General features: G+C 61.0%; 12 protein-coding genes. 8 read left to right on the top strand and 4 right to left on the bottom strand.

Annotated features, from left to right (window positions below):
* Positions 1 to 9 precede the first annotated feature (9 nt).
* The 3 genes from AC2GXZ_RS27490 to AC2GXZ_RS27480 all read right to left on the bottom strand — a co-directional run bounded on the left by AC2GXZ_RS27490 (position 10) and on the right by AC2GXZ_RS27480 (position 3,480).
* Positions 10 to 1,566: a formate dehydrogenase beta subunit gene (locus AC2GXZ_RS27490; protein ID WP_483762432.1), complete on the bottom strand. Its 1,557-nt coding sequence runs from the start codon at positions 1,564 to 1,566 to the stop codon at positions 10 to 12.
* A complete protein-coding gene (locus AC2GXZ_RS27485; RefSeq protein ID WP_483762431.1) occupies positions 1,563 to 2,042 on the bottom strand; it encodes a formate dehydrogenase subunit gamma in 480 nt (159 codons plus the stop codon). The genes AC2GXZ_RS27490 and AC2GXZ_RS27485 overlap by 4 nt, the downstream gene beginning before the upstream one ends.
* A 217-nt stretch (positions 2,043 to 2,259) precedes the next feature.
* Positions 2,260 to 3,480 (bottom strand): ROK family protein, encoded by a 1,221-nt coding sequence (locus AC2GXZ_RS27480; protein ID WP_483762430.1) that lies wholly within the window; start codon positions 3,478 to 3,480, stop codon positions 2,260 to 2,262.
* A gap of 260 nt (positions 3,481 to 3,740) precedes the next feature.
* On the opposite strand from AC2GXZ_RS27480, the gene AC2GXZ_RS27475 reads away from it, so the two are divergent.
* The 6 genes from AC2GXZ_RS27475 to AC2GXZ_RS27450 are packed head-to-tail and all read left to right on the top strand — an operon-like array spanning position 3,741 to position 10,260.
* Positions 3,741 to 4,988: an extracellular solute-binding protein gene (locus tag AC2GXZ_RS27475; protein ID WP_483762429.1), complete on the top strand. Its 1,248-nt coding sequence runs from the start codon at positions 3,741 to 3,743 to the stop codon at positions 4,986 to 4,988.
* Positions 4,989 to 5,017: 29 nt separating this feature from the next.
* The gene (locus tag AC2GXZ_RS27470; RefSeq protein WP_483762428.1) at positions 5,018 to 5,962 is read left to right on the top strand and encodes a carbohydrate ABC transporter permease; all 945 of its coding nucleotides are present in this window, start codon (positions 5,018 to 5,020) and stop codon (positions 5,960 to 5,962) included.
* A complete protein-coding gene (locus AC2GXZ_RS27465; RefSeq protein WP_483762427.1) occupies positions 5,959 to 6,801 on the top strand; it encodes a carbohydrate ABC transporter permease in 843 nt (280 codons plus the stop codon). The genes AC2GXZ_RS27470 and AC2GXZ_RS27465 overlap by 4 nt, the downstream gene beginning before the upstream one ends.
* A 5-nt stretch (positions 6,802 to 6,806) precedes the next feature.
* Complete coding sequence (gene argH, locus AC2GXZ_RS27460; RefSeq protein WP_483762426.1) at positions 6,807 to 8,321, top strand: argininosuccinate lyase; 1,515 nt, start codon at positions 6,807 to 6,809, stop codon at positions 8,319 to 8,321.
* Positions 8,321 to 9,364, top strand: a complete 1,044-nt coding sequence (locus AC2GXZ_RS27455) for an ABC transporter ATP-binding protein (RefSeq protein ID WP_483762425.1) — start codon at positions 8,321 to 8,323, stop codon at positions 9,362 to 9,364. The genes argH and AC2GXZ_RS27455 overlap by 1 nt, the downstream gene beginning before the upstream one ends.
* Positions 9,361 to 10,260 (top strand): carbohydrate kinase family protein, encoded by a 900-nt coding sequence (locus AC2GXZ_RS27450; protein ID WP_483762569.1) that lies wholly within the window; start codon positions 9,361 to 9,363, stop codon positions 10,258 to 10,260. The genes AC2GXZ_RS27455 and AC2GXZ_RS27450 overlap by 4 nt, the downstream gene beginning before the upstream one ends.
* A 42-nt stretch (positions 10,261 to 10,302) precedes the next feature.
* Here the strand turns inward: AC2GXZ_RS27450 and AC2GXZ_RS27445 are convergent, their stop codons facing one another.
* A complete protein-coding gene (locus tag AC2GXZ_RS27445) occupies positions 10,303 to 11,811 on the bottom strand; it encodes an ABC transporter substrate-binding protein (RefSeq protein WP_483762424.1) in 1,509 nt (502 codons plus the stop codon).
* A gap of 338 nt (positions 11,812 to 12,149) precedes the next feature.
* Here AC2GXZ_RS27445 and AC2GXZ_RS27440 point away from each other — a divergent pair, with 338 nt between their 5' ends.
* Both AC2GXZ_RS27440 and AC2GXZ_RS27435 read left to right on the top strand, forming a co-directional pair.
* Entirely contained in the window at positions 12,150 to 12,929 is a 780-nt protein-coding gene (locus AC2GXZ_RS27440; RefSeq protein ID WP_483762423.1) for a GntR family transcriptional regulator, read from the top strand.
* A 2-nt stretch (positions 12,930 to 12,931) separates the two neighbouring features.
* On the top strand, positions 12,932 to 14,440 hold the full coding sequence (locus AC2GXZ_RS27435) for an ABC transporter substrate-binding protein (protein WP_483762422.1): 1,509 nt from the start codon (positions 12,932 to 12,934) through the stop codon (positions 14,438 to 14,440).
* The last annotated feature ends 112 nt before the right edge of the window (positions 14,441 to 14,552 follow it).

The following is a 14,552-nucleotide window of genomic DNA, read 5'->3' as shown; positions in this document are numbered from 1 at the left end:
AGGTGGAAATCATTCCGCCGCCTCCACCATTGGCACGGGCGCAAAATCCTCCGGGAAATGCGTCATGGCGCTCATCACCGGATAGGGCGTGAAGCCACCCAGCGCGCAGAGCGAGCCGAATTTCATCGTGTTGCAGAGGTCGGCGAGCAGCGCCTTGTTCTTTTCGGGCTCGATGCCGCGGGCGATCCTGTCGACCGTTTCCACCCCGCGGGTCGAACCGATACGGCAGGGGGTACATTTGCCGCAGCTTTCGATGGCGCAGAATTCCATGGCGAAACGCGCCTGTTTCATCAGGTCTGCCGTGTCATCGAAAACGGTGATGCCGGCATGGCCGATAAGCCCGTTCCTGGCTGCAAAGGCTTCGTAATCGAAGGGCGTATCGAACAGGGCGCGGGGGAAATAGGCGCCGAGCGGACCGCCCACCTGCACCGCCTTGACCGGGCGCCCGGTTGCCGTGCCGCCGCCGATATGATCGACGATCTCGCCGAGCGTCAGGCCGAAGGCGGTCTCATACAGGCCGCCATATTTCACGTTGCCGGCAATCTGGATCGGGATCGTGCCGCGCGAGCGGCCCATGCCGAAATCGCGGTAGAAGGCCGCGCCCCTGTCCATGATGACCGGGATCGAGGCGAGCGAGATGACGTTGTTGACCACTGTCGGCCGGCCGAGAAACCCCTTCAGCGCCGGGAGCGGCGGCTTCGCCCGGACGACACCACGCTTGCCTTCCAGCGAGTTCAACAACGCGGTTTCCTCACCGCAGACATAGGCGCCGGCGCCGCATCGCACCTCCATATCGAAACTATGTTTCGAACCCAGCACCGAGGGGCCGAGAATGCCGGCGGCGCGGGCGATCTCGATCGCCTTGCCCATGGTGGCAATGGCATGCGGATATTCCGAACGGGTGTAGATATAGCCCTTGGTGGCGCCGGTCGCGATGCCGGCAATCGCCATGCCCTCGATCAGCACGAAGGGATCACCCTCCATGATCATCCGGTCGGCAAAGGTGGCGCTGTCACCTTCATCGGCATTGCAGACGATGTATTTCTGGGGGCCGGCCGCCTCCATCACCGTTTTCCATTTGATGCCGGTCGGGAAACCCGCGCCGCCGCGACCGCGCAAGCCGCTATCGGTCACTTCCTGGACAATCTCGGCCGGTGTCAGCGAGATCGCCTTTTCCAGCCCCTTGAGACCCTGATAATGACGATAATCCTCGATCGACAGCGGATCGGTGACGCCGCAGCGTGAAAATGTCAGCCGGGTCTGCTGACGAAGGAAGGGAATTTCCTTCGTCAGCCCCAGACAGAGCGGATGTCCGGCACCGGTCAGAAACCCGGCATCGAACAGGCTTTTGACATCCCCGGCCTTTACCGGCCCGTAAGCCACGCGACCGTGATCGGTGCGGATTTCGACCAGCGGCTCCAGCCAGAACATGCCGCGCGAGCCGTTTCGCACGATCCTGGCATCAAGGCCACGGCCGGCAATCTCGGCTGCAATGGCGCTCGCCACCTTCTCAGCTCCGAGCGCCAGAGAGGCGGCATCACGAGGAACGAATATCGTCACCGTCATCGGCTCACCTCCCCAACGATGTCGGAAAGACAGTGCTCATCGACCCGGCCATAGGCCTCGCCATCCAGCATGGCGGCGGGTGCGCAGGCACAGAGCCCGAGGCAGTAGACGGGCTCCAGCGTGACCGCGCCATTCGGCGTCGTCTGATGGAAATCGATGCCGAGCAATTGCTTCGCGCTGTCGGCGACACGATCGCTGCCCATCGACTGGCAGGCCTCGGCCTGACAGATCTTCAGGACATGCCGGCCGGGCGGGTGATCGCGATACTCGTGGTAAAAGGTCACGACGCCATGCACTTCGGCGCGTGACAGGTTAAGCTCATCCGCGATGATCGGCTTCACCTCGTCCGGCACATAACCAAACTCGGCCTGAATGGCATGCAGAATGGGCAACATCGGCCCTTCGAGATGCTTCAGACTGCGGATAATATCGATCGACCGTCCGGTGACGTCACCGGCGGAAATCCGAATATTCATGTCTCTATGCCTCCCGGCTGCCCCTCCGGTACCGACCTCCTCGTCGTTCCATCGGGTCAAAATCCGCATTGGATAAGATGGTCTTACATCGCGGATTGATGCAAAGTGTCGCGCCTTCGGGGGATGATGGTCAATAGCCGAAATCGGTTACGCGATAGCAAAAACCTATCAAAAGAGCAGGCATCCAGATACCACGCAAAGATTGGAGATCGGCGTCTCAAACGCCGGTCGCGACACCGGGCGAGGTTTCGAGCTTCGGCGTTACCATATCGAACAGCGGAATGGCGGCGGCCCCGAGTGCCGCGGTCAGTTGCCCGGTCTTGCCACGCATCACGCGCGGCAACTCGCGCTGGCGGCGGTTCGCGACGGAGGTCGGAAGATTGCCCATGCGCACAATAATCTCGTCGATGATCGCATCCGGCAGCGCTCCCCCCAGGATCACCGTCTGGGGGTCTAGAATGTTTTCAAGCATCGCCACCATCGGGCCAAAATAGGTGGCGGCATCTTCGATCCATGCTTTCAGGATCGGATTGCCCTCGGCATGCAGCCGTTCCAGATCGGAAAATTCGCTGTCGGCTATCCCGGCGGCGGCAAGCTGCTCCTTGAGCACATAAACCGATGCGTAGGCTTCCAGGCAACCACATTGGCCGCAGGAAGGGCACAACCGGCCCTTCGGCACCACCGTGACATGCCCGATCTCGCCGGCATTGCCGAATGCGCCGCGATAGGGCGCGCCGTCCTGGATGATACCGAGACCGAGGCCGACACCGAAATAGATCATGCAGAAATTGGAAATGGCGAGGCCGGCGCCGAACAGCCGCTCGCCGACGGCGGCCGCGGTCGCGTCGTTTTCAACCACGACCGGCTGGCCGCAGGCATCACTCAAGGCCTGCGCCGCATCGATCCCGGCCCATCCCGAAAGCGTTGTCGGGCCGACCGAGGTCATGCCGTCGATCTCGAACGGGCCCGGCATGACGGCTCCGGCGCCGAGCAATCTGGCGCCGAGTGTGCGTGTGAGGCCGGAAAACTCGCGGGAGAAAATCGACAGGATCGCGTCGGGGGTCGTATCCCTGATCGGTGCGATCCGCTTGTCGCGCAGCCTGCCGGAAAAATCGAGGGCGACGGTGACCATGTGGTCGGCGGCGATTTCCACGCCGATCGTCACGCCGCCTTGCGGATTGACGGCAAACTGGATCGGCGGCTGGCCGCGGCCGGACCGCAGGCGGCCGGTCTCCATCAAAAGGTTCTCGCCCATCAGCTCATCGACGATGTTGGCGACCGCCTGCGGCGTCAGCTGCGTCAGCTTGCCGATATGGGCGCGGCCAAGCGAGCCGTGACGGCGGATGATGTCGAGAACAACGCGCCGATTGTGCTCACGGCTGCGCTCGGGATTTTTCCCGATGGCCACTGGATAGGTGCCGGTCGTGTGAACAGTCATGTCTTAAACCTCTATCGCCTTTCAAACCACAGGTTCACAGCCGGCGCCACCGCGAATAGATTAATTCAAGTAAATTATCTTATTGACAAACAGAGCCGCTCAGGGAAGCTTTAGGGCAGTCGGGGCAAACCCCGCGATACCGGATGGATCCATCGGATCGATCCGCAAGGATAACAACGCATCGGCCGTGACACGGCCGAATGCAGGGAACAATCGAACCCTGAAAACCGGAAGAACCGGTGGGGTAAATGGAGGCTCACATGCGCAAGTCAGTCTTGTTGGCCGGTCTGGTTGCCGGTTTCAGCACATTCGCGTTCAACGCGGCACAGGCCGTTGAAATCCAGTATTGGCAATATGTCTACGAGACACGCGTCAAGACGATGGATGAGCTGATCGCCAATTTCGAGAAGGCCAACCCGGACATCACCGTCAAGCAGGTGACCTTCCCCTATGCCGATTACCAGACCCGTGTTGTCGCCGCCAACATGTCCGGCCAGGGCCCGGATGTGATGCAGCTTTTCTACGGCTGGCTCGACAAGTTCGCCACCGGCAAGCTCTTGCAGCCGCTGCCGACCGACGCCTTCCCGCATGATAAGATCGAGAGCGAATTTTTCCCGATCGTAACGGCAATGAAGCGCGGCGACGATTATTACGGCCTGCCGACGGCTGTCCGCTCGCTGGCGCTCTTCTACAACAAGAAGCTGTTTGCCGAAGCCGGCATCGATGCGCCCCCGAAGACACTCGACGAACTGGCCGTCGATGCCGCCAAGCTGACGAAGAAGGACGCCGCCGGCAATATCGTCACGGAAGGCATCACGCTCGACATGCCGGGCCAGGACATCCATTGGTGGCGCGAGGTTCTGGTGCGCCAGTTCGGCGGTGCGCCTTATAATGACGACTATTCCAAGGTCACCTACAATAGCGAAGCTGGCACCGCTGCGCTGAAATGGTATACCGATCTGCAGCTGGAAAAGGGCGTCGGCCTCTCCGGCTTCATGGATGAAGGACAGGCGGCATTCAAGGCAGGTCGCGCCGCAATGACCATCGATGGCACCTTCCGCCTGGGCAGTTTCAAGGCGATCAAGAATTTCGAATGGGGCGTCGCCGAACTGCCGACAAATGCCGCAGGCGTCAAATCCAACTATGCGAGCTATTTCGCCAATGGTATCGGCGGCAAGGTGACCGGCGAAAAGCTGGAAGCTTCAAAGAAGTTCCTCGCTTATATCTCCTCGCCGGAAGCCATGGATATCTGGCTGAAATCGGTCGGTGAACTGCCCGCCCGCCGGTCTGCGGCACTGACGGAGAAGAACCTTGCCGACCCGATCTACGGCCCGTTCCTCAAGGCGCTGGATTACGCTCATACGACGCAGTTCGTCGATGAAATGGGCCAAAGGCAGATCGTCATCGACATGACCAACCGCGTTCTCCTCGAAAAGCAGGCACCGGCGGATTCGGTCAAGCAGGCGGCCGAGGCGGAGCAGGAAATGATCGACGCGGCAAAGCCATAAGCGCCGGTCAGCGATAAGCGGAGTTGATGATGGAAACGATCAAGGGGCAAGGGGCGGCGAGCGGCCGCCCCGGCGGCGGCGCTATGCTGGACCGTCTCTCCATGCGCACCAGGCGGTTGCTCTGGGTCTGGGGCTTTCTGGCCATCCCGATCCTGTTTTATGCCGTCATCCGCTTTTATCCGACATTCCAGGCCTTCTACCTGTCCCTGACCAACTGGGATCTGGTGCGACCCGCCAAGTTCGTCGGTCTTGCCAACTACATCAAGCTGTTCAAGGATCCGCAGTTCTGGAAGGTGTTCAAAAACACCTTCACCTATCTCCTGATCGGCACGCCGCTCAGCCTGGTCATCGCGTTTGCGGTCGCGTTTTTCCTCGACCGCGTGCGGTTCATGCACAATCTCATCCGGGCCTTGTATTTCCTGCCCTATCTCACCACCGCTGCCGCCATGGCCTGGGTGTGGCGCTGGTTCTACCAGCCGGCGCCGATCGGCGTGATCAACGACATTCTCGCGATAGCCGGCATCCCGCAGCAGCCGTTCATCCGCTCGACCGATCAGGCCCTGTTCTCGGTCATGGTCACCGCCATCTGGGCCGGCCTCGGTTTCCAGGTGATCATCTTCATGGCCGGCCTGCGCGCCATTCCGTCGACCTTCTACGAGGCGGCACGGATCGACGGCCTCGGCGAATGGGCGATCCTGCGCAAGATCACCCTGCCGCTGTTGAAACCCACAACCGTTTTCCTCGTGGTCTTCTCGTCGATCGCCTTCCTGCGCATCTTCGACCAGGTCTACAACATGACCACCAACGATCCCGGTGGTCCGCTGGGCTCCACCAAGCCTTTGGTGCTGATGATCTACCAGACCGCGTTCAGCTCCTATGCGATGGGGTATGCGGCGGCACAGACGGTGGTTCTGTTCACCATCCTGCTGATCGTCTCGCTGCTGCAGCTCTGGGTGCTGAGGGAAAAGAAATGACCGATACGCCAACACTTTCCCACGCCCATATCCGGCCCGGACGGATCATCACCTGGACGCTGCTGTTCATCGGCGGGCTGATCATGGTCTCACCACTGCTGTTCATGTTCTCGACCTCGCTGAAGACCGCCGACCAGGTCTACGACCTGCGGCTCATCCCGGCCGCGCCCACATTGGCAAACTATATCACGGTACTGGCAGACGGCCGCTTCATGCGCTGGTTTTCAAATTCCATGCTGGTGGCCGTCGGGGTTACGATTTCCAACTGCTTTTTCGACAGCCTGGTCGGTTACACGCTGGCGAAATTCCAGTTCCGCGGCCGCTACTTCATCTTCATCGCCATCCTGTCGACGCTGATGATCCCGACCGAGATGCTGGTCATTCCCTGGTATCTGATGTCGAGCCAGCTCGGCTGGCTGGACAGCTATTGGGGCATCATGTTTCCCGGCATGATGACCGCCTTCGGCACCTTCCTGATGAAGCAGTTCTTCGAGACGGTTCCCAACGATTTCCTCGAGGCGGCACGTGTCGATGGTCTCAACGAGTTCCAGATCTGGTGGAAGGTGGCGATGCCACTGGTCACGCCGGCGCTCTCGGCACTCGCCATCTTCACCTTCCTCAGCAACTGGACGGCGTTCTTCTGGCCGCTGATCGTCACCACCAGCAAGGAACTCTACACGCTGCCGGTCGGGCTTTCGAGCTTCGCCGTCGAGCAGTCCATCCAGTGGGAAATGATCATGACGGGGGCGGCCATCGCCACCCTTCCCACCCTCATCGTCTTCCTCGTGCTGCAGCGCTACATCGTCCGCGGTGTGATGCTCGCCGGCCTGAAAGGATAAAAGCCATGGCGGACAAAGACCCGCGCCTTTCCGACACCAGCAGCTTTCCCGATCCGGTCTACAAGGAGACCGTGCTGCGGCCGCTGTTCGACGGGGCCAAAAGCCATCACGTCAACGGTTTCCGCCGCATCGACCGCGCCCATCTGATCATGCTTGTCGAGACCGGCATTCTCGACCGCGACGTTGCAGCAAGGATCGCCGAAGCGCTCGTTGCCATAGACAGGGAGATCGATCCGTCGACGCTCGTCTATAACGGCGAAGTCGAGGATTTCTTCTTCCTGATCGAGAAGGAGCTGAAGGCCCGCATCGGCGTCGATATCGCCGGCCGCCTGCATACCGCCCGGTCGCGCAACGATATCGACCACACGCTGTTCAAGCTCGGCTTGAAAGAGCGGATCGACGTGCTGATGTCGAAGGCACGCGTACTTCTTGCGACGATGATCGATGCCGCCGAGCGGCAGAAATCGACGCTGATCGTCGCCTATACCCATGGCCAGCCAGCCCAACCGACCACCTTCGGTCATTATCTCGCTGCTGCCATCGAAGTGCTGATCCGCGATATCGAACGGTTTGCCGAGGCGCGACGGATCGTCGACCTGTCGCCGATGGGGGCGGCGGCTATCACCACGTCCGGTTTCCCGATCGATCGGGCGCGGGTCGCGCAACTGCTGGGTTTTTCCGCCCCCTTGCGCAATTCCTATTCCTGCATCGCGGCGGTGGATTACACCACCTCCACCTATTCGGCGATCGAGCTGATGTTCCTGCATCTCGGCCGCCTGATCCAGGATTTTCAGTTCTGGACGAGTTTCGAAGTCGGCCAGGTCTACGTGCCGAATGCGCTGGTGCAGATCTCCTCGATCATGCCGCAGAAACGCAATCCCGTGCCGATCGAACATCTGCGGCATCTGTCGAGCCAGACCTTCGGACGCGCCCGCACCATGCTCGACGTGATGCACAACACGCCGTTTACCGACATGAACGATAGCGAGGGTGAAACCCAGGGCATGGGCTACGAGGCCTTTGCCTCCGCTGGCCGCGTGCTCGACCTTCTGGCCGCGCTGATTGCCCAGATCAGCATCGATCCGGAGCGGGTGGACCAGAACATCCGCCGCTCCTGCATCACCATTACCGAGCTTGCCGATTCGCTGGTGCGCATCGAGGGCCTGTCCTTCCGCGAGGCGCATGAGATCGCAGCGGCAACGGCCAAAAGCGTCGTTGCGGCCAAGGGCAGCCTGGCAGACGATGGTTATGCGCCATTCCTTACAGCCTTCGAACAGTCGACCGGCCGCAAGCCGTCGCTGGATCTGGTGAAATTCGAAGAGATCGTCTCGCCCGAACATTTCGTCACTGTACGCAGCCGCTTCGGCGGCCCGGCGCCGGAACCGATGCAGGCGGCACTTGCTGCCTATCGCAAGCGGCTCGACGCGTTCGAGGGCGAGGCCAGACGTGCCGAGGATCACGAGGCGGCGGCCGCGGCCGAACTCGAACAGAAATTTACCGCGCTGACGGGAGCCCGCTAATGGCGACAATCGAACTCACAAAGCTCATCAAGCGCTACGGCAAGACCGAGGCAGTCAAGGGCATCGACCTTGCGATTGCCGACGGCGAATTTGTCGTCTTTGTCGGGCCGTCTGGTTGCGGCAAGTCGACGACGCTCAGAATGATCGCAGGGCTTGAGGAAATCTCCGACGGCACGCTGAAGATCGGCGACGAGATCGTCAACGAGCGCGATCCGAAACAGCGCAATATCGCGATGGTGTTCCAGAACTATGCGATCTATCCGCATATGACGGTGCGCCAGAATATCGGCTTCGGACTTTACACGTCGAAGCTCGACAAGGTCGAGAAAAACCGGCGCATCGAGGAGGCGGGCCGCATCCTTGGGCTCGAAGCCCTGCTCGACCGGCGTCCGGCCGCACTGTCCGGTGGCCAGCGCCAGCGCGTCGCGATCGGCCGCGCCATGGTTCGCGATCCGTCCGCCTTCCTGTTCGATGAGCCGCTTTCCAACCTCGATGCCCAGCTTCGTGCGCAGATGCGCATCGAGATCAAGCGGTTGCACCAGCGGCTGAAGACGACGACCGTCTATGTCACCCATGACCAGGTCGAGGCGATGACCATGGCCGACCGGATCGTGGTGATGAAGGATGGCCATATCCTGCAGGTTGGCACACCGACGGAACTTTACGAGGAGCCGGTCAATGTGTTTACCGCCCGTTTCATCGGCAGTCCGTCGATGAACCTTTTGCCCGGCCGGGAAGACGGCACGACCGTCTCGGTTGCGGCTGGTGGCGACATCCTGATCGGCATCCGTCCGCATGACCTCATCGTTCGTGCCGTGGCATCGGGCGAAGATAAGGGTCTCAGCCTCACTGGAACAGTGACGGCGGTGGAGCCGCTCGGACCTGAAACGCTCGTGCATCTCGAGATAGGTGGCAATCCGGTGATCGCCACGGCGCGGGAAAAATTCGTGCCGGCGGTGGGCGACACTCTCACCTGCACGGCAGCGCCCGGCAGTCTTTATCTCTTCGACGCCCGGACCGAGGCATGCCTGGGCCGCTCATGATGAACGATACACAGACACGATCGGCGGTGCTGAGCATCGGGCGGATCTATTGCGACCTCATCTTCACCGGCCTCGACGCGCTTCCGGTGCTTGGACGTGAACTGTTTTCCGACGGCATGCAGATTGCGGCCGGCGGTGGGGCCTTCATCGCCGCCGCCCATCTCGTCCATGCCGGCCGCAAGGCGGCCGTCGTCGCGCGGCTGGGAACAGATGCGCTCTCAGTCGATGTCGGACGGCAGATCGGGCAAACCCATGTGGATCTGCGGTTTGTCGAACAGGCGGCCGAGGCCGGGCCTCAGGTCACCGTTGCAGCCGTCGTCGGCACGGAACGCGCCTTCCTGACCCGGCGGGCGGGATCCGCCCTGCCCGCAACGCTCGACGCGGCTCTCGCCTGGACAGAGGCAAAACATCTGCACATCGCCGAATATGCGACGCTGCACGAGATCCCGGATCTGGTTGCGCGCGCCAAGGCCAAGGGCCTGACGGTCTCGCTCGATCCAAGCTGGGATGCGACGCTGATCTATGACAAGGGTCTGCTGCAGGCCTGCTCCGGCGTCGATCTATTCCTCCCCAATCTCGAGGAGGCAGAGGCGATCACCGGCTCGGCCGATCCAGAAGCGGCATTGCGGACACTCTCCGGCATATTTGCGCAGGTGGCGCTGAAGGGCGGCGCGCAAGGGGCCTGGACGATGTCGGACGGCGCCGTTCTTCATGTCCCGGCCGAAGCCGTACCGGTCGTCGATACGACGGGTGCCGGTGACGCTTTCAATGCCGGTTTCATGGACAGCTGGCTTAAGGGAGAGCCGCCCGCATCCCGGCTGGCTGCCGGCATCCGGGCGGGAAGTCTGGCGGTGCAATCACCAGGCGGTTTCGACAGGTCTCTTGCATTCGCCTGAGACGCTGTCGCGACATCCGACGACACGGTGCCAGACGGACGATCAATCCTTCCAGGCGATCCTGTTGAGGAATATGCTTTCATTCGGCGTCGGGGTGAACGAAACCTGCTCGGCGGCGCCATACACCACCGATGCCTGGTAAAGCGGGACGATGTAATGTTCCGCGTTGACCTTCTCATGTACCGTCTTATATGCGGCAAGCCGTTCTTCCTGCGACAGCGACTTGCGCGCAAGATCGAGTGCTGCATCGATCTCCGCATCCTTGATGCTCGACCAGCCGCTCGTCGAGTGCAGCAGCGGGTAGAGGATGCCATCGGCATCCTGGCAGCCGCAGCTCCAGCGACTGAAGGCAATTGCCGGAATGACGCCCGGACCACCCTGCATCTGTTTCAGCCAATTGGGCATGTCCGTCATCTCGATCTCGATCTTCATGCCGGCATCGTTGAGCATCTGCTGGATCGCCTGGACGACACGCTGGTCATAGACCGGCGAGGTCAGGAGTTTGATCGGAATATCGGCACCGGGCGTCGATGTAATGATCGCCTTGGCCTTGGCCGCGTCGTAAGGCGCCGCGGAAATGCCCTCGACCCAGCCCATATGTGCCGGCGAAGCGATTTCCGGCACCGGCCTTTCACCGGTCGCGAGAATGCCGTCAGTAATGCCCGCCTTGTCGATCGCCATGGCGATCGCCTCACGGACATGCGGCTTGTCCAGCGGCGGTTTCGTCACGTTCATCCCGAGATAGGCGACACGCTCTGTATTTCCGACCAGCGCCTTGCCCTTGCCCTTGCCCGAAGCCTTGATCTGCGCCACCAGATCGCCGTTCAGATAGGTGACGAGATCGCTTGCGCCCGCCTGCAGGTTCGCCACCCGTGTCGCGGCATCCGGTACGGCGCGGAAGACAACCTTCGGAAAGGCACCCTTGTCGCCCCAATAGGCGTCGTTGCGTGCAAGCGTCACCTCGACGCCCCGCTGCCATGTCTCGAACCGGTATGGACCGGAGCCGACGGGACTGAGATTGAAGCCATCCTTACCGGCCTTTTCGACAGCATGTTTCGGCACGATCGACAGCTTGACCAATTGCGCAAAGAGCGGCGGATAGGGCCCCTTGGTGGTCAGCGTCACCGTCGTCGGATCATCGGCAACGGCATCGGTGATCTGGTTGAACTGACCGAGCTGGGGGCTGGCAAAAGCGGGATCGGTGATGCGCTTCACCGAAAACACCACATCATCGGCCGTCAGCTTCGTGCCGTCGTGGAAACTGACGTCGTCGCGGATCTTGAAACGGATACTGGTATCGGAAAGGTAATCCCACCCCGTCGCGATCTGTGGCACGATCTTGCCGGCATCGTCGCGGGTGACGAGATTGTCGAAGACGTTGCGGTAGACGTTGTAGCTGTCCGGGTTCCACTGGACGTGTGGATCGAGCGAAGACGGCTCTCCGGGCAGGTCGATGACAAAGAGATCCTTCGATGCATGCGCCGGTTGCCACAGCGTGACGCTGGTCGCGGCAATCAGGATGCCGGCGACAATATGCTTGTATGATCGCATGAGTTGTTCCCCTTATTTGGCGATAATCCACTTCTCCTGAAACACACCAGTCTGCACCGTGCGCCGGCGCAGGTCGTGCAATAATTTTTCATTTCTGAGATGTCAGATAAAATAAATGACATCGACAATGCTGATGTTGACATCTTAAATTGCGCCATGCAATCCTCAATACCGAGGTGAAACGACAAGGTGCCAAACAGCCGACAGAGCTGACGGCGCAAGGTCTGGCCGAGATGGCCGATACTGGGAATCTGCTTTGACAAGTTCTGCGAACCCAACGATGAAAGCATCGGAAGACAGCCATCGTGGCTGTCACGATGCACGGTTGAGATGCCAGAATGCTTGATAACGATGCCTATTCTTCGCCCCTGCCGGGCCTTGCCAAGGGTCTTTCGGCCGAACAGACGCTGCGCAGCGCGATCGTGCATTGTGTCCTGAAGCCCGGGGAAGTGCTGTCCGAGGCCCGCCTGTGCGAAGAATTCGCCATCGGCCGCGGCGCAGTGCGCACGGCCTTGCAGCGTCTGCAGGCAAGCGGGCTGGTCACGGCAGCGGCCAGAAGCGGCTGGCAGGTAGCGCCGGTTTCCGCCGCGGAAATCCGTGAAGTCGTTGCAGCGCGCCGGCATCTGGAAGCGATGCTGGTCAACGTCAAGCTCACCGACGCCGACCAGACGCATCTGGCCAAACTCTGCGACATGTATGGCGCATTGCATGGCCGGAGCGACCCTTCACTCGACCTGCAGGGAACGTTGAGACGCGCCGAACGCGACCTGCTGGCGCTTCTGTCGACACGGCTCAACATGCCGACGGTCAATGGCTGGCTTGTGGATCTATGGGATCGCTCCGCCCGGCTCGTGACGTTCTTCGAGGCCCGCAGCCCGGTGAAACTGAAGGGTGCCGACCGGGCCGCACTCGGTGCCTGCCTTCTGAGCGGCGACAGCGAGGGCGCAAAGTCCCATCTCACAGCCGCGATCGACCAGCTGGAAATCTATCTTGCTGCGCGTTTTCTCGAATCCTCCGCCGTCCTCGCAGACCCTCCGATCCGCCGCAAGCGGGCCGAAAAGGCGAAGGCGGAGAAAAACGATTTTCAACCGAACCAGGAACGAACAAGGACGAACTGACGATGCCAGGTTTGAGACGTATTACTTCGGCACTTTTCCTCGCCGCCGCGCTCGGCAGCGGCACTTTCCTCGGCAGCCCTGCAAGCGCCAAGGACATGTTCGTGGTCGATCTGGTCAACGAACCGTCCTCGCTTGATCCGCAGAAGCAGTGGAACCCGGACAGCTATTACGTCTATCGCAACGTCTTCGACAACCTGATCACCCGCGACGACGACGGCAAGATCGCACCGCAGATCGCCACCGGTTGGGACTACAAGTCGCCCACCGAGGTCGTTTTCAAGCTTCGCAGCGACGTGACCTTCCACGACGGCGAGAAGCTGACGGCGGAGGATGTCGCCTTCTCGGTGAAACGGATCATCGATCCGGCGTTCAAAAGCCCGCAGCTCAGCCAGTTCAACAAGATCAAGTCGGCCGCCGTTACCGGCGATAACGAAGTCACCATCACCACGGACGGCCCCTATCCGGTACTGCTTGCCCAGCTGGTGAAGCTGTCGATCGTGCCGAAACATGTCGTCGAGAAGGTCGGCGATGATGCCTTCAATGCCGCTCCCGTCGGCTCCGGACCCTATAAGTTCGACCGCTGGGACCGCGGGTCGATGGTCGCCCTTTCACGCAACGATGCCTATTGGGGCAACAAGGGCGTTTTCCCGAAAGTCGAGTTCCGCGCCGTGCCGGATGCGGCGACCCGCCTTGCCGATCTCCAGGCCGGCAATGCCGATCTCATCGTGACGCTGGATTCCGACCAGGCCACTCAGCTGGAAGGCAGCGGTTCCGCCAAGGTACTGAGCGCGCTGACCGAGCGCATCGCCTATCTGAAGCTCAATCCCGGCCTGCCGCCGCTCGACAACGTCAAGGTCCGCCAAGCGGTTGCCATGGCGATCGACAAGCAGGGCATTGTCGAGGGCATTCTCGGCGGCTTCGACAAGCCGGCGACGCAGATGGCAAGCAATTCCTATTTCGGTTATGTCCCCGACCTGCAGAACCTCGCCTTCGATCCGCAGGCTGCAAAGAAGATCGTCGAGGAGACCGGCGCCGGCAAGACCAAGCTGTCGTTTGCAACCTCTCCGGTCTTCGACCAGCGCATCGTTCAGGCACTGGCGCAGATGCTCTCGGATGTCGGTTTCAGCGTCGATATCCAGCTGACCGACATGGCCGCCTATCTGAAACGTGCCCAGAGCGAGCCGTCGCAGCAGGCAAACCTCGCCTTCGGCCGCTGGTCCTGCGCCTGCCAGGATGTCGATGGCGTGCTTTTCCCGCTCCTGCATTCATCGAGCTCATGGTCGTCGGTGCGTGACCCGAAGATCGACGAACTGCTCGTCAAGGCGCGCAACACGCTCGACGAGAAGGAACGCCAGGCGGCCTATGTCGATATCGCCAAGTTCGTCGCCAATGACGTGCCGATGGTGCCGCTTTACGAGGCTGCCGTTCTTTATGGTGCGGCAAAAAACCTTCAATGGAAGCCGACCGCCAACGAAAGCATGTTCCTGAACCGTATGGCCTGGAACGACTGATGGAAGCCGGCTGTGATCCGCGTGCCGCGGATCACAGCCCTCCAACGCTGCGGAAAACACAGTGCCGATTTTCTTTGCCAAGCGCCTTTTCCAGGCACTGATCGCCATTTTC

Source organism: Aliirhizobium sp. YIM B11859 (assembly GCF_057163345.1).
This window is presented reverse-complemented; position numbering and strand designations above follow the sequence as displayed.